Genomic DNA, 16254 nt, shown 5'->3' with positions numbered 1-16254 from the left:
TTAGTCTAGCACCTTCCTGATGCAGCCCGTGAATTTTTATATTCTCTTCTCTCTTCTTCCTCTATCTCCTCTTCAGATAAAGGAGAGAAAGAGAACTGCCCTATCTCCAGATTATCAAGTTTAGTTCCAGGAGTTTCATCACATCTCTTTATTATCTCTTCCTGTGATTGTACATCTTGCTCCAGATATCCTTCTAAAAATTCATGTAAAGCTTTACCTTCTATAAGCACATCTTCGCTTTGCTCAGCTAATTTCAAAATTTCGTCTAGTTCAACATCTTTACCATTAATAGTTGCCTGACCAATCTCAATTTCACTAGGATTTACATTTAAACTAATAAAGCAGTTAACAGAATTACCTTTCTCATCTTCTGCACTTCACCTAATTTTCATATCGCATGTTGCATCTTTTGCAAAGCGGTAATTTCTTTTTCCATTATCATTCTTCTCAACCGTTGCTATTCTTTTATCGTTACTGTATATTTCTACTATCTTTACCTCATTTTTATTTCTTTCCATCCCTTCAATTTTGTCAGTGAAAAGACGGCTGATTTCTAAGCTACACCCAGGCTTAGAAATATTAATACTAAGATGATCATAATGATTAAGAGAACGTTTTGCATATGCGCATGGCACATAACATCCATCAAAAAAGGCAACTGCACTATCAGTTTTGAGAAATTCCTGTCCGTTACTCATCCCTTCTTCAACTCGAAGAAGATATCTACCCAACCTCTTTTTAAAATTCTTTCGCTTGTCTTCAGGAATAGACTTTTCATTCAATATACTTATTATTTCTTTTTGCTTACTTAATACTACATAATTAAAAAGGAAAATGTTCTTATTCCATCGATAATAATTCGCTATTTTGTCAAATGGATCTGCAGGCCAGCCTTTATTATAATTTACGTTATCCTTATCATCTTTACACAAATTATCCTTAAGGCCAAAATTCAATTTTCTAAAATCTGATAATACTTCTTCTACCCTATCTTCAAAAAATTGAAGTTTATTTTGAAATTCTTTCCCATAATTCATTTTCTCATTTATTTTAAGAAGATATTCACTAAATTTCTTCCTAAAATTTTCTTGATCTTTGTGGGCAAGCCTCTGATCTAATATATCTGTTATGTATTTTCGCTTATTCAATATTACGTAGTTAAAAAGGTCACTTTTTTTCCTCCTTTCATAATCTTCTGCTATTTCGTTAAAACACTCATTACTGTTCTTAAAATCCAATTTTTCGAAGTCTTGGAGCACGTTTTTTACATCATCCTCACTAAATTGAAGATTTGTTTGAGGAGACACGTCAGTTCTACTTTGATCATCAAGTTGAGGATTTTTTTTAGTAGATTGGACTAATAAACTTTCTGTGCTGTTAGAGAAAGAATGATTATTTTCTTCAGATTGAGAACTTTTCTTTTTAGACGTATTAGTAAAAAAATTAGTTAGTGAACTAAACATTAAGCACCTCTTAGTATTACTATTTAACTATAACTTAATGCCAAATGTTGTAAAGCTAAAATTAATATGTAAATTCATTTTTTTAAGACAATTATAAGTATCTTCCTTCTATAAAAATTTTATAATCAGCATATGACAAATGTTTAAGATATTGATTTTGTTTGTATTTTTATTACTTTACCAGGCAATATTATTAATGAATTAGTCAGACAAATATCTTGGCCAAACTTTACTCCATCCACAAACTCTCCATTTGTTACTCCAGTTGCAATGAACACTGATTCACTTCTTGCCATGTCTTTCACGGTGTAGATTTTTTCTGGGTCAGTGATATTCAAATTTTTTGCTCTTTCTTTTAATTGATCCGTGTCAAATATTAATCTTCCTTCTATCTGCCCACCGATTGAGCTTAGCGCTGCTGCTGCAAGCACTCCTTCTGGAGCTCCTCCTGTGCCGATATACATATCGTGATTGCCATTTATTAGCGAAACTATGGCTGCAACATCACCATCATCTATTAATTTCACTTTTGCTCCTAGCTTCCTAATTTTTGCTATTAATTCATCATGTCTTTCACGTTTAAGTACAGTTACTATAAGATCACTTGCTTTACATCCTTTTGCCTTGGCTAAATTGTCCAGATTCTTCTCAATCCTATTTTTTAGTGAGACTACACCCTCTGGGAGATTTTTTCCCACTGCTATCTTTTCCATATAAACATCAGGTGCATGTAAAAAATTACCTTTTTTTGTTGCAGCAAGAACAGACATTGCCCCTTGTTTATAATGAGCGCAAATCGTAGTGCCTTCAAGTGGATCAACAGCGATGTCAATCTCAGGGCCACTTCCTGTGCCAACTTTTTCTCCGATATATAGCATCGGTGCTTCGTCCCTCTCCCCTTCCCCAATCACAATTGTACCATTTATTTCCATTGAGTTTAGCACCGTACGCATTGCATCAACTGCAACCTGATCGGCCTTTTTTTCATTACCAAGGCCTGCCAATTTATATGCAGCAAGTGCTGCAGCTTCGGTTACTTTCACTAACTTATAGGCTAAATCTTCTATCATTTGCTCGAGAATCATAAATCAATATATATCATGCCACTTGATACTGCAAGATTACTTGACTGAATAATGAAAAAGTTGATATAATAAGCGTATAGCAATAATAGTAATACCAATTCCCACTATGCAAAGAACAGATAGACAATAATGGGAAAGAAGTGATAATAAAGTAGATAAAATAGAGAGGTATAAATGGCATTAAGGTCAAAACTATTAGACGAAAAAGTTGTAAATTTGGCGAAAGAAATGTTAAAAAAGGTCAGAAATAACGCATATGTTTCAAAAAAGTTACAAGCGGTGATAGCAGGAAAAGAAAGTAGTATAAGCGCTGTGGCAAGAATATGTAAAATTTCAAGGACTGCTTTGACTGAATGGATAAAGCATCTAAAATTTGGTAGAGTAGAAAGATTATTTGCCCCGTCTCAGCGGCGAAGAAAAAGCAAATTAAAGAAAAATCAACGTGAGCAAATTGAAATATGGGTAGAAAGAAATCCAAATATTACTATTAAGGAAGTGCAGATAAAAATCTCAGAGGAATTTGGCCTAAACATTAGCAAATCAACAGTGCACCGTGAGATACAAAGGATGAAATTTTCTTATATAACACCGAGGCCAATGCACCATAAACAAGATAAAAACAAGCAAGAAGAGTTTAAAAAATACTTCAATAAAATAGTCAATTCCCACCCTGAAAAAGAGGTGTTTTTTTGATGAATCACGATTTGGAACTCATTCAAAAATCGGACACGGATGGTTTAAAAAAGGGGTCAGAACGCAGGTTAAAATGAAAATTGGTAGACAAAATTTCTATATCTACAGTGCGGTAAATCCAAGAAGTGGTAAGAAAATCAGCCTACTTGCTCCATATGTAAACACTGATTGTATGAATATATTTCTGGAGCAGATGTCGAAAGATTTAGGCACGAAAAAAGCCTTTCTTGTAATGGATTGTGCAAGTTGGCATAGATCAAAAAGTTTGAAATTTCAGGAAAACATTACCATTATATACTTGCCTCCTTATTCACCGGAACTGAATCCTGTTGAGAGGTTGTAGCAATATATCAAATACAATACTTTACGTAACAGAGTCTACGATACCATAGGCTTACTTGCAGATGTTCTGTGTAATTTTATTGTCAGTATTTCCAGCACTACTATTAAACGAGTTTGTAATGTTTCTTATTTGTTCGATTAGTAATGGAATTTGGTATAAGATTTGAATATGATCGGTAATTTAACTTATGAAGATGTAAAGAAATTTGTAACTGATAATCCTAATATAGTTGCTCAGGAATTTGGTGAGAAGCTAAAACAAAGTGGTCCAACAGATGCAAAGATTTGTGATTTGTTTATGGATATTCTCCGCTCAGGGAAAAGCAGTATTTTAAATGATTATGATACATTTCTAAAAATTGTTGAATTGCTCGCAAAGTCAAATATTAAAATTGATATTGGAGATACTACTTCTAAAACTGTATTAGATTACGCTGTGTCAGGTGAAAAACCTAACGTTATAAAGATATTTTTGGATAGCGATAAATTTGATCAAGAAAGAAAATCGAATGCTTTGTTGACCGCCGTTAATGAAGGTAAAGTTCAAGAGTTTGAGATATTTTTAGATTACATAGATCATACGAAAATACTAGAGGTTCTTAACACAGCTCCTCACAATGAGAGCACTGAAGTTATGAAGATACTCTTGAATAACAAAAGATTTACTGGAGAAGAGAAAGTTCAGGCTTTGAGTAATGCCTCTGTAGATGGCGACCTACCAAAAGTTAAGTTACTTTTAAAGTATATGACAGGTATACCAGAAGATGACATAAGAAATCTTCTAAAAATAATTGAAGAAGGGAAATTATCACTCAGAGAACAACTTCAAATAGATTCTGAGTTTAAAGTCGACTTCAGCAATTCTGATCACAATAAATATCTCTCAAGCTGTGTAATAATTGCACTGCTTAGATCAGCAATAAACAAGAAGCAAAACACACCTGATGGAGCGGAGTCCAATGTCAGTAATACAAGCACTGGTCTCACGCTAAATAATGATGACATTAGGAATCTGTGTCTTGATATAGATAGGGTTACAAAACAGGATAGCACAGTTACTAGTTTTGAAGATTTGCAAAAAAGGTTAAGAAGGAAGGGAATTAATCTTCAGAGCAAATGTGAAAAAAATGCTGTACTAGAATATGCAATTAAAGATCAAAATTTGAACGTTATAAAATTTCTCTTACAAAATGGAATGACCATCATCAATGCAATCGGTCAAGAAGGAAGGTATTACGTTAGCAAAATTGAAGGAGACAAACCTATATTATGCTTTGTTGTCTCTTACACTGATGATGACAATGCTGAGATTCTGAGCACGTTACTGCAAAGTGTTAATGCAGAGCAATCAAAACTAGATCCTGAAAGTGAATTGTACAGATTATATCAACAGTTAAAGGATGATGCATTCTGCACTGCTTCTTCAAAAAAGAATTCTGTGGCAGCAACAGCACTGATACAAAATGATCGAGAAATAATTGTGCCGCATGGATCAGCAACAAATAAGGAACAAGAAACATGCCACATAGAAACAAATAGTGTATCCAATAGTAATAGAAATGTTATTAGTAGACCTGTAGCAACAGTGCTCCCTGTTAGTACTAATTGCAATAATAACAAAAATGAAGCACCTGTATCAACAAGGACTGGCCCAACTGTCACACCAAATAATGATAAGAAAGCTAACGGCTTTGTAGAGGCTCAATTTTCTCCACCACATGAAAAAGAAACTAAATACAAAAAAAGTAAGGAGAGTTTTTACGCCTCATTAAGGAGTGATGTTGTTGGAGTTGTTATTGCAGGATTGTTTGTTGCTGCTGCTGTGATGGTTCCATCTTTAGCTGGTGCATTAGTTTGCAGTGTCCTAGCTATTTTAGTTGTAATAGTAACTGGATTACATGTAAAAAATTCTACACTGCCAAGTTATAGAGCAATGGAAGAAAATAAGGTTGAGCATATAAACCCAAGCATGCAAACGCTGTAAGTTGAGAAACTGGGACTCTAACTCCTAGAACGGTGTTGTAAACCTGTGTTAGTTTCTCCTACTTTATTAAAATTAAGTGGGACTAGTGCGATTCGAACGCACGGCCTTCGGATTAGGAATCCAACGCTCTATCCTACTGAGCTATAGTCCCATGTCTTCTGCTATTTATGCAAAATTATAGCAAAAAGTCTCGCATTTTTCTAGGTACCCTGTACAATTAATTCACAATAATAAAAAATATTTCTGTATTTCTTGAATGTAATACTGTTATATTTAATAATACGATTCCAATTGAAAGATTAATGCTAGTTAACAATATTAGTTACTTTTATAGTAATCAAGATGGCTTTGCTTTAAGCAACATCAACATTCAAGTGAAGAAAGGAAGTGTTGCCTGTTTACTAGGTCATTCTGGCTGTGGCAAGTCAACAATTCTAAAATTAATCGCAGGAATAGAAAATCCAAAATCTGGAACCATTGTTATAAATGATAAATTAGTTGCAAGTAACAAAGTGTCAATTGCTATAGAGCGTAGAAATATCGGATTGATTTTTCAGCATTCTGCATTATTTCCTCATAAAACAGTAATAGAAAATATAACTTTTGCTATTTGCAGTACTTCTAAGAAAGAAAAATACCTTACTGCATTGGAAATCTTAAAGCTATTTAATATAGAAAAATATGAAAACATGTACCCTCATGCTTTATCAGGAGGACAGCAACAATTAGTTGCAATAGCAAGAGTAATGGCGCAAAATCCTGATGTTGTTTTGCTCGATGAACCATTTTCTAATTTAGATATACTGCTCAAATATCGAATAAGGCACCATATATTGTCACTTTTTAGAAGCAAAAATATTCCTGTACTCATGGTAACTCATGATCCGCAAGAAGCGTTGAAAGTTGCAGATTTTATTTACGTGATGAAAAATGGTAAAATTATTCAATCAGGAGTTCCTAGCTACATATACCACAGACCTAAAGATGATACGTTAGCAAAATTTTTTAGTGAGCTTCCTTTTACTCTACAGCTAAACTAAACTTAATGTTAGGCTAAAACTATTATAAGATAATTAAAAACTCTTGATTTATAATTCAATAAAAGTGATATAATTTATGTATCACTTGGCTTCAGTCAAGTTTTAATACCTAAAAGTTAATATTTTCAACGGAGGTACAAATGAGTTTAGGTCCATGGCAGCTGTTTCTAGTCTTAATAATAATCTTAGTTCTGTTTGGTGCAGGTAGGTTACCACAAGTTATGGGTGATTTAGGCAAAGGCATTAAAAACCTTAAACAAGAACTTAAGGATTCAGAGAAACTATCATCTAGTGAACCAGATCGTTAGCTTCCTTATGTTTCGTGACACGCACTAAAGTGCGTGTCATTTGTTTAAACAAGGCTAAAGAATTGAAGAGTTATGATTGAAGTACAGTAATAATTATGTTAGTTAGAATGTTATTAAAGGTTAATCGTGGAAGAAAGTGAGAAATTGACTGAAGATAAAAAATTGGCCTCTGATATTCTAAAAGAGGTTGCAGATACCAATAACAACGATAGTGATAAAGTAACATTGTTCGACATCAAAACAGCTTTACATGAGCGTGGTTTTGGTATTTTAATAATCATCTTCTCTTTACCGCTATCAGTACCTATACCTGTTCCACCTGGCTATACAACCATTCTTTCTATACCTTTAATCTTATTTTCACTGCAGCTTCTATTTGGGTTTGATTCTCCTTGGATGCCTAATTGGCTAGAAAGGAAATCTTTTCAACGTTCAACACTAGCTCTCGTGGTAGAGAAAACTTCACCTATATTAAAAAAAATAGAAAAGTTCATGAAACCAAGAATGTCTTTTATTTTTCTTGGTCCGGGTGAAAAGATTCTAGCTTTTATGATGTTGCTTTGTGCAATAATAATAGCTCTTCCATTACCTTTTACTCACTTCCTTCCTGCAATTGGTATAACTCTTATTTCACTCGGCATTATGGGTAAAGATGGATTTTTATCTACGTTAGGAGTGTTAGTTTCATTCTGTGCGTTATTGGTTACCCTTATTGTAATAGTTAAAGGACCAAAACTTATAGCCGGAACACTTTCTCTTCTTAAAAGCCTTATAACTTAAAAGCTTTACAACACTTTAATAAAAGAATGAAGTACAGCATGAAATGAATAATCGATATTGAAATATAGCAATAACTATGTTAGTTAGAAGTTATATTGTTATTAAAGGGTAACTGTGGAAAAAAGTGTGAAATTGACTGAAGATAAAAAATTGGCCTCTGATATTCTAAAAGAGGTTGCAGATACTAATAATAACGATAATGATAAAGTAACATTATTTGATATTAAAACAGCTTTACATGAGCGTGGTTTTGGTATTTTAATAATCATCTTCTCTTTACCGCTATCAGTACCTATACCTGTTCCACCTGGCTATACAACCATTCTTTCTATACCTTTAATCTTATTTTCACTGCAGCTTCTATTTGGGTTTGATTCTCCTTGGATGCCTAATTGGCTAGAAAGGAAATCTTTTCAACGTTCAACACTAGCTCTCGTGGTAGAGAAAACTTCACCTACATTAAAAAAAATAGAAAAGTTCATGAAACCAAGAATGTCTTTCATTTTTCGTGGTCCTGGTGAAAATATTTTAGCATTTATAATGCTGCTTTGTGCATTATCGATAGCAATCCCACTTCCTTTAACTAACTTCATTCCTGCAATTGGTACAACTCTCATTTCACTGGGTATCATGAGCAAAGATGGATTTCTCTCTATAATGGGAGTATTAGTATCATTGTGTGGGTTATTACTTACTCTTGTCGTAATAGTTAAAGGACCACAGCTTATATTTGGAGCATTTTCTTTTCTAAAAAGCTTTGTATATGGTTAAGCTTTACAACACTTTAACAAAAAAAAAAGAGCCCTTTACACCGATCGATAAAGATCATATAAAAATGTACGTTTGTGGGCCAACAGTATATGATACAGCACATATAGGTAATGCACGTTCTATTGTTGTTTACGATGTATTATTTCGACTGCTTAAATTTTGTTATGGAAAAGTTACTTATGTGCGTAATATAACCGACATCGATGACAAGATAATCAATGCAGCAAATGAGAAAAATAGTAATATAGAAAGCATTAGCAAATATTACACTAAAACTTTTCATGAAGACATGGAAAGCATAAATTGTGCAGAACCAACATATGAACCAAAAGCAACGGAAAACATAGATAACATTATCAAGTTAATTGAGTCTTTGCTGCAAGCTGGTCATGCTTATGAATCCAATAAACATGTATATTTTAGTGTAGAATCTTACCCTGAATACGGCGTTTTATCAGGAAAAAAAATTGATGAATTAAACTACGGTAGTAGAGTTGAAGTTGGTGAAAATAAAAAACACCCAGGAGACTTCGTACTTTGGAAACCTGCAAACGAAACTGACTATAAACTTTCAAGTCACTGGAATAGTCCATGGGGAGAGGGAAGACCAGGGTGGCATATAGAATGTTCAGCAATGTCATATGCTTACCTTGGCAAAGATTTTGACATTCACGGTGGGGGTATAGACTTGCAATTTCCTCATCATGAGAATGAAATTGCACAGAGTAAATCTGCATTTGCTGAGTCAACGTTTGCAAAATATTGGGTACACAACGGGTTTCTTACGGTAAATGAAGAGAAAATGAGCAAATCCTTATTTAATATAGTCAAAGTAAGGGATTTGTTAGATAGTGGAATAAAGGGTGAAGTAATACGTTATGCGCTGCTTAAAACTCACTACAGAAAACCACTTGATTGGACAGAAAATGTTATCTCTGAGTCGCAAGAAACTTTAAACAAGTTTTATCGGTTATTACGTAGTACATGTATTGAGGAAAGTGATACAGAAGTCTCTAAAGATTTTATAGAGGCTTTGAAAAACGATTTAAACATTCCTGAAGCTGTAGCCATATTGCATGAAATGGCTACAGAAATCAATAAGACAAGTAATGAATATGAGAAGCTCAAATTAACTAAGAAGTTTGTTAAAAGCGCAAGGTTCATTGGTATTCTTGAGTCAAGTTATCAAGAGTGGTTTGCAAGTGGTGTGAGTCATCAAGAAATAGAAAGGTTGATAGACTTAAGAAAAGTAGCAAAACAAAATAAAGATTATGATACTGCAGACAAAATAAGAGAGCAATTGAAACAAATGGGGGTTACAATTTCTGACAACGAAGATGGTACAACAACTTGGTATGGAAAATTATCTCCTATTGTTTATAGATAGCCTAGTATCATCGCTTATCTTACCCATACATCAAGGTTTTGTACTTTACACTATGTTATGCTTTAGGTCAAACTACGATCAACTACTTATATTACTTTTTGGAGTATTAGGATCCAGTCTTGGTGGAATAGCTAACTGGTATTTAGGTAGAATAACAATTTTTATCAGAAGATCACATCACAAATTAGAGAATGAAGACAAAACACCAAAAATTGTAAGGCACCTACTGATTTGTGCAGTTGCATTGCTTTCGTGGGTACCAGCACTTGGAAGTGTGACTCAGATTTTATCCGGTTACTTCAAGTTAAACCTTTATATTCTTGTTCCCTTAATTATTTTATCTAACTTCCTCTGTTTGTTGTATCTAACGTTTACCATCTAACTAAACATCAATAAACAACTTTTCTTCTGGTCATATTGAGCTAAATTTCTTCTTCAAACTACCTTTTAAAATGCTTTTATTACTTTTTGTCATAATACGATCAAATACTCCTAATAACCTCTTAAGTAAGCTTGGGGTTAGCGAAGAGATAGGATTAACAGATACGTTGTTGTTTTTATCATCACCATTTGCTTTGTAGTCTATTGAAATAATCCCCCTACTCTTTCCACCAGTCAGAAGTTTTCCGATTATAGGGATTTTCAACAAAGATTTGTTAATTGAGTATGCCGGTATTACTTGTCCTTCAACCTGGAATTTATAACCCTTAATATCGAGCGTACCACTAGTGCTAATGCCTAGTTCCGCTCCTTCAAGCCAAGATTCTTCAATTTCAACAGTGCCATCTTTATATGAAAAAGGTGCATTACACTTATAAAAATGTACACCTTCGTTCTTTATAGCATTTACAATACCAGGCAGTGAAGACATTGATAATAAAGTGGTAAGCAGTGGAGCATCTTTGATATAGAAATTGCTGATAGATAACATACCATAATGTTCTCCATTTTCTCTCTTAGAAGATAGATAAAGAGATAATTTGCCATTTTTAACTGATTTACCAATACCTAAAGAACGCAAAAGCATACCTGAATTATCCGAATATATTTCAAGCCCTATTTCACTATGTTCTACTAGTATATTACTGTTATCTTCTAAAAACTGTCCTGTGAATTGACTTCCACTACAATCACCTTTAGCACAAGTTACATTTAGCTTAGCATCTTTTATGATAATTCCTTCTTTCATAATTATATTATCAACATTCATAGTAACTTCTATTTTGTTATTTAATCGATTACTATCTTTGCCAAGTAAACCTAACACATCACTTAAGTTGATTTTCTCACCGTGAATAGTTATGGCATTTTTCTCCTTACCTGATTCAATTTCTATACTAAAATTATTATCAGGTAATTTAAAGTTGCTAGAATTTAAATATAGATTTCCATTTTCTACTCTTCCGCTAAATTTTATGTCTAGATCATTTCCTACAACATCTAGTTTATCTATTAGTAACTTACCTACTCCTTTTAGCCTTGTAGAAAATAAAACTTCATTGTGATCTTCAAAATGGTTTTTCCACCCTAAGTAGCTTGAACGCAACTCGAGCTCTGATAAATCTATATTACCATTAACATACCCTGTTTTGTCTTGATACATTACTGACTCTATATTTGCATTGATATAGCCATCACCGAAATTAAGTATTTGAGCAGGCAAATCTCCAGTCAAACTCCAGGCAAAATTTTCATTTTTATTGCTACTTTTGAGGTCAAATAGCAGCTGTGTATTATTTACCATACCACTGCCATTTAAATCAATAAAATCTCCGCCGAAATCAAGCTTAATCTCATATTTACCAAGACTGCCATTATACGCGACAAAATTATCAATTTCAGAATGAAATTTGGCTAAAAAATCTACTTTTTTATCATCAGCATTTAAATTAAAAATGTGAAAACTGAATACAGATTTTGCTATTCCACCTATACTGTCCCTTGTAATCTTCATCATATCATCCAGCTTAAATTTTATAGGTTCATATAACCCATAAGCATCACTTACAGCCTGACCATTAATTGTGAGAACAGAATCCTCTTTATTAAGAGATTGCATCTCAATTTCGCCACCATCAATATTGAAATTCTGGAACTTAGCGCTATTTACAATAATTTTGAGATTGTTATCCTTGAGGGTTAACTCACCGTTCAAGTTCTCTACTCGTTCAAAATCCTCATCAAATTGAACGCTGCCATTTTCTATATCAGCAACAATTACAATACCTGACAGATCATCATTTATTAAACTATCGATTTTACCGTTAAAACTTATAATTGTATTTATAATATTCCCATCAATATTATTACAATACCACTTTCTAAATTCATTGTTCACTAGACCATCTGGTACATAAGTACATAAATCTTTTGCAACAAGTTTACTAATATTAACTCTAAGCAAAGCATGATTTGTGCCAAAGTTCATTTTACCAATCAAAGAAAGGTAAGTATCATTTAACTTAAAATGAAAGTTTTTTATGCTAATGATTTCATCACTATATGTCAAATTTACATTTACATTAGTCAAGGCTAAGTTTTTACCTGAGTGACTCTCTGTATTTAACACGTATATGTTTCCGTCCACAACTTCATCCTTTCCATTAATTCTAATTGAAAAGTTTCCTTTGAATCCTATTTCTTTGTCCAAATTGTAACTTTTAACTAGTGTGGAAAATTCGTTAAATAGCCCCAACTTTAGGTTATAGAATGTTCCATAGAAATTTAGTAAATTATTACGGTTTTTTATCGTAATGGATAAATCATCTAGAAACCCTTTACCTTCTTTTGTATGGACACGAATATCCAAAACATTGAAATCTTCCCCCTTCCCTACATATACTTTATCAATAAAAAATTCACCTTCCATGCTTTTATTGATAGCAATGTTAGTAATTTTAATCCTTGAGTCTGCATTGAAGTAGAAAAAAAATTTTCTTATTGTCTTTAGCAGATTTTTTGTACTATTCATCTTCTCTGTCATTACAGATGTTATCTCTTTGCTCTCCTCCCTCTTGATATATATGTGTACATTATCAGCTAAAACCTGAGAGAACTTTTTGGAACTTAACTTAAAGTGTACGAAAAGCTCAGGAACTTCTATTGTAAAATCAGGATTTGTTATTTTTAAATCTGTAATGACTAGCTTGCCATCTTGATGCCAAATAACCGAAGTACTCTCCATGCTGACATCCGAATTGGTAAATATCTTTAATATTTTTTTCTTTATATAAAAATTAATATAACTAATATTGATTTCTAGAGGTCCCTCACCTTTAAAAAAGATAAAGAAGCAGGATATAAATAATAAAATTATAGAAAATGATATAGTAATTTTTTTAAGCATTGATTATTGCTTTTCTTGCTAGAATATCAGCTTCCTCATTGTATTTGTCACCATTATGCGCTTTCACCCAATTCCAATTAATTTCGTGTTGCAAAGCAGCATTATCTAATTCTTTCCATAATTCTATATTTTTTACTGACTTCTTATTACTTGTCTTCCAGCCGTTCATTTTCCACTTATTTATCCATTCTGTTATACCGTATTTAATATAGAGGCTATCCGTATACAAACTGATATTACAAGGAAATTTTAATACCTTCAGTCCATTGATCACTGCTGTTAACTCCATTTTATTATTTGTAGTATTTTCTTCTCTACCACAGATGTTCTTTCTATGATTTTGAAATAATATGATTGCTGCCCACCCTCCTGTCCCTGGGTTACCAGAGCATGCTCCATCTGTGTATATTGTCACTTCCTTTTTCTTCATCTTTAACTGTAGTGAATTAATAAAGTATATCGTTGCTTCTATAAAATCACAATTTTTATAGATATAGAGGCAATTTAAGCCGCACCTTTAAATTTTATTATGGAAATAAAAAAAAGTGCTACAACGAGCATTATTAGAAGAGAAAGTAAAAGATAGTTTTTATGTTCTTTCATAGTTAAAATAAGTCAATAGAACAAAAAATAATACTAGCAAATAGAGAAAATAGATAAGAAATTGAGTAAGAAAACATTTTTTTCTGCGAGCTATGATTCTTAAGCCTTATAACTGATATGGCAAACCAAATAAAAACGCAACCTTCAATAATTGCCATACTGAGGTAGAATAATGACTTTTTCAAAAATAGTGCTGGGAGTAAGCTAGTTAATACCAACAATATACTATAAATTAATATATGTTTTCTTGTCTTTTTCGGTCCATGGATAACATTAAACATTGGTATCGATGCTTTTACATAGTCCTCAGATCTATTTAAAGATAGAGCCCAAAAATGTGGTGGAGTCCACATAAAAATTATTAAAAATAGAATAAAACTTTCCCAACTTACAGAGTCAGTTACAACCGCCCAGCCAATCATTGGAGGAAAAGCACCTGCTGCACCACCGATAACGATATTCTGCGGAGTACGCCTTTTTAGCCAAATTGTATATACGAAAACGTAAAATAATATGCTAACTGCAAGTAAAGCAGCAGAAATATAATTTACTGCTATTGCCATGATAAATACTGACAATATTCCAATAGTTATGCCAAACTCAAGCGCGCTTTCTGCAAAAACTCTACCTGAAGGTATAGGACGATTTTTTGTCCTCTCCATAACCAAGTCTATATCTCTGTCATACCACATATTTATTGCACCTGCAGATCCTGAACCAAGAGCAATGCACATAAGAGATATTAGTGCAAGGAAAGGATGAATGCTACCTGGTGCAGCAACTATTCCAGCAATTGCAGTAAACACTACAAGGTACATTATCCTTGGCTTTAGCAAATGCCAAAAATCCAGTATTGTTGATTCAACATTTAGCAAAACACTTGTGTACATTCTATTTTATCACTGGTGGTTTTTCAAAAGTATGAAAAGGCGGTGGTGAAGATACCGTCCATTCTAAAGTGTCACCTTCCCAAGGATTATCTCCAGTTTTTTTGCCCCACTTAAAGAGATGTATAACTATAAATACAAAAAACATAACTGAAAGAAAGGACATATATGAGCCAATTGAGGATATATAATTCCAAGGGATAAACGCGTCGGGATAATCAGGTATACGCCTTGGCATGCCGGCTAATCCCAGGAAATGCTGAGGTAAGAAAGTGACATTGGTGCTAATAAAAGTGAGCCAAAAGTGTATCTTTCCTAAACACTCGTTATATTGCTTACCTGACATTTTGCCTATCCAATAATAAAAACCGGCGAAAGCTCCAAATAATGCAGCAAGCGACATGACATAGTGAAAGTGAGCAACGACATAATAGGTATCGTGCAAAAGCTTATCTATTCCACCGTGAGAAAGAATTATTCCGGTTATACCACCTCCAACAAACATGAAAATAAAACCTAATGCAAACAGCATTGGTGTCTTCAATTCAATCGCTCCACCCCACATAGTTGCAATCCAACTAAAGACTTTTACACCAGTTATAACACCAATGAAAATTGTGCTAGTGCTAAAAAATATAGCAGCATCCTCGCTAAGCCCAACAGTAAACATATGGTGAGCCCAAACCATGAAGCCAAACGTTGCTATTCCTATCATGGCATAAACCATTCCCATATAACCAAATACTGGCCTATGAGAAAAAGTTGACACAATCTGACTGATGATACCAAATGCAGGAAAAATAATTATGTAAACTTCTGGATGACCAAAAAACCAAAACAGATGTTGAAATAACACAGGATCACCACCACCAGCAGGATCAAAAAAGGAGGTACCTATATTACGATCAGTGAGCAGCATAGTTATAGCACCAGCAAGTACCGGTAAGGCAACAATTAACATAAATGACGTGAGTAAAATAGACCAAACAAATAGTGGTATCTTAGTTAGTGACATACCTTTTGCACGCATATTGAATATGGTAACTATAAAGTTGATCGCCCCAACAATTGATGACATACCAGCAACATGAAGTGCAAGTATAGCAAGATCAACTCCTGCACTTGGGTGAGACATGATTTGCGATAGAGGTGGGTATAAAGTCCATCCTGTTCCAGGACCTTCGCCAGCAAATACCGAGAGGATAAGCAAAATAAAAGATGAAACTAACAACCAAAAACTTAAATTATTCATACGAGGAAATGCCATATCTGGTGCACCAATCATGAGAGGTACGAACCAATTACCAAATCCTCCCATTAAGGCTGGCATTATCATAAAAAACACCATTATTACCGCATGCCCTGTAATCATTACGTTATATAGCTGGTAATTATTGTTAAGTATATTAATGTGCATTAGCTGAGTACGAATAATTACCGATAATAATCCACCAATAATTCCAGCTAATATGGAAAAAATAATGTATAGTGTCCCTATATCTTTGTGATTAGTAGAAAACAGCCAACGTCTTATACCTTTTGGTACATCACTCATATCTATACTC

The 16254-nt window shown here is 33.5% G+C and carries 14 protein-coding genes, 1 tRNA gene and 1 pseudogene; 8 read left to right on the top strand and 8 right to left on the bottom strand.

Going from position 1 to position 16254, the window contains the following annotated elements; all coding sequences use genetic code 11:
- Positions 1–5: 5 nt before the first annotated feature.
- From OPR35_RS02755 to glpX, 3 genes are all read right to left on the bottom strand, one after another.
- Complete coding sequence (locus tag OPR35_RS02755; RefSeq protein ID WP_265022210.1) at positions 6–257, bottom strand: hypothetical protein; 252 nt, start codon at positions 255–257, stop codon at positions 6–8.
- 120 nt (positions 258–377) lie between these two features.
- Entirely contained in the window at positions 378–1463 is a 1086-nt protein-coding gene (locus OPR35_RS02750) for a hypothetical protein (RefSeq protein ID WP_265024983.1), read from the bottom strand.
- Between the two features lie 143 nt (positions 1464–1606).
- Positions 1607–2530, bottom strand: coding sequence for a class II fructose-bisphosphatase (glpX, locus tag OPR35_RS02745; RefSeq protein WP_007302771.1), 924 nt, complete (start codon positions 2528–2530; stop codon positions 1607–1609).
- 192 nt (positions 2531–2722) lie between these two features.
- Here glpX and OPR35_RS02740 point away from each other — a divergent pair.
- Positions 2723–3725: pseudogene (locus OPR35_RS02740) on the top strand (IS630 family transposase).
- A gap of 27 nt (positions 3726–3752) precedes the next feature.
- Positions 3753–5567, top strand: a complete 1815-nt coding sequence (locus tag OPR35_RS02735; protein WP_265024982.1) for an ankyrin repeat domain-containing protein — start codon at positions 3753–3755, stop codon at positions 5565–5567.
- Positions 5568–5644: 77 nt separating this feature from the next.
- Here OPR35_RS02735 and OPR35_RS02730 read toward each other — a convergent pair.
- A tRNA-Arg gene (locus tag OPR35_RS02730) sits at positions 5645–5718 on the bottom strand.
- A 151-nt stretch (positions 5719–5869) separates the two neighbouring features.
- Here OPR35_RS02730 and OPR35_RS02725 point away from each other — a divergent pair.
- From OPR35_RS02725 to OPR35_RS07440, 6 genes are all read left to right on the top strand, one after another.
- Positions 5870–6607 carry an ABC transporter ATP-binding protein gene (locus OPR35_RS02725; RefSeq protein WP_007302769.1) on the top strand — a complete coding sequence of 246 codons (738 nt, stop codon included), beginning with the start codon at positions 5870–5872 and terminating at the stop codon, positions 6605–6607.
- Positions 6608–6747: 140 nt separating this feature from the next.
- Positions 6748–6915: a twin-arginine translocase TatA gene (gene tatA, locus OPR35_RS02720; RefSeq protein ID WP_265024981.1), complete on the top strand. Its 168-nt coding sequence runs from the start codon at positions 6748–6750 to the stop codon at positions 6913–6915.
- A gap of 126 nt (positions 6916–7041) precedes the next feature.
- Entirely contained in the window at positions 7042–7695 is a 654-nt protein-coding gene (locus OPR35_RS02715; RefSeq protein WP_007302768.1) for an exopolysaccharide biosynthesis protein, read from the top strand.
- Between the two features lie 114 nt (positions 7696–7809).
- Complete coding sequence (locus OPR35_RS02710; protein ID WP_007302767.1) at positions 7810–8466, top strand: exopolysaccharide biosynthesis protein; 657 nt, start codon at positions 7810–7812, stop codon at positions 8464–8466.
- On the top strand, positions 8459–9853 hold the full coding sequence (gene cysS / locus OPR35_RS02705) for a cysteine--tRNA ligase (protein WP_012481729.1): 1395 nt from the start codon (positions 8459–8461) through the stop codon (positions 9851–9853). The genes OPR35_RS02710 and cysS overlap by 8 nt, the downstream gene beginning before the upstream one ends.
- Positions 9822–10235, top strand: coding sequence for a YqaA family protein (locus OPR35_RS07440; RefSeq protein ID WP_012481730.1), 414 nt, complete (start codon positions 9822–9824; stop codon positions 10233–10235). Before cysS ends, OPR35_RS07440 begins: the two co-directional genes overlap by 32 nt.
- A gap of 30 nt (positions 10236–10265) precedes the next feature.
- Here the strand turns inward: OPR35_RS07440 and OPR35_RS02700 are convergent, their stop codons facing one another.
- The 4 genes from OPR35_RS02700 to ctaD form a co-directional block, all read right to left on the bottom strand.
- Positions 10266–13199 (bottom strand): DUF3971 domain-containing protein, encoded by a 2934-nt coding sequence (locus OPR35_RS02700; RefSeq protein ID WP_265024980.1) that lies wholly within the window; start codon positions 13197–13199, stop codon positions 10266–10268.
- Positions 13192–13629: a ribonuclease HI gene (gene rnhA / locus OPR35_RS02695; protein ID WP_007302764.1), complete on the bottom strand. Its 438-nt coding sequence runs from the start codon at positions 13627–13629 to the stop codon at positions 13192–13194. The genes OPR35_RS02700 and rnhA overlap by 8 nt, the downstream gene beginning before the upstream one ends.
- A gap of 175 nt (positions 13630–13804) precedes the next feature.
- Complete coding sequence (locus OPR35_RS02690; RefSeq protein ID WP_265024979.1) at positions 13805–14692, bottom strand: heme o synthase; 888 nt, start codon at positions 14690–14692, stop codon at positions 13805–13807.
- Position 14693: 1 nt separating this feature from the next.
- Complete coding sequence (gene ctaD / locus OPR35_RS02685) at positions 14694–16244, bottom strand: cytochrome c oxidase subunit I (RefSeq protein ID WP_096097191.1); 1551 nt, start codon at positions 16242–16244, stop codon at positions 14694–14696.
- Positions 16245–16254: the final 10 nt, after the last annotated feature.

Origin of the sequence: Wolbachia endosymbiont (group B) of Protocalliphora azurea (assembly GCF_947251865.1) — a bacterium.
In the GTDB taxonomy this organism is placed as follows: domain Bacteria; phylum Pseudomonadota; class Alphaproteobacteria; order Rickettsiales; family Anaplasmataceae; genus Wolbachia.
The sequence above is the reverse complement of the archived record's forward strand: the minus strand, read 5'-3'. Positions and strand labels throughout refer to the sequence as shown.

Coding starts and splice junctions, on each gene's coding strand:
- tatA (WP_265024981.1), top strand. CDS start 6,748: ATGAGTTTAGGTCCATGGCAGCTGTTTCTAGTCTTAATAATAATCTTA.
- ctaD (WP_096097191.1), bottom strand. CDS start 16,244: ATGAGTGATGTACCAAAAGGTATAAGACGTTGGCTGTTTTCTACTAAT.
- OPR35_RS02735 (WP_265024982.1), top strand. CDS start 3,753: ATGATCGGTAATTTAACTTATGAAGATGTAAAGAAATTTGTAACTGAT.
- OPR35_RS02725 (WP_007302769.1), top strand. CDS start 5,870: ATGCTAGTTAACAATATTAGTTACTTTTATAGTAATCAAGATGGCTTT.
- OPR35_RS02700 (WP_265024980.1), bottom strand. CDS start 13,199: ATGCTTAAAAAAATTACTATATCATTTTCTATAATTTTATTATTTATA.
- OPR35_RS02690 (WP_265024979.1), bottom strand. CDS start 14,692: ATGTACACAAGTGTTTTGCTAAATGTTGAATCAACAATACTGGATTTT.
- OPR35_RS07440 (WP_012481730.1), top strand. CDS start 9,822: ATGGAAAATTATCTCCTATTGTTTATAGATAGCCTAGTATCATCGCTT.
- rnhA (WP_007302764.1), bottom strand. CDS start 13,629: ATGAAGAAAAAGGAAGTGACAATATACACAGATGGAGCATGCTCTGGT.
- cysS (WP_012481729.1), top strand. CDS start 8,459: ATGGTTAAGCTTTACAACACTTTAACAAAAAAAAAAGAGCCCTTTACA.
- OPR35_RS02750 (WP_265024983.1), bottom strand. CDS start 1,463: ATGTTTAGTTCACTAACTAATTTTTTTACTAATACGTCTAAAAAGAAA.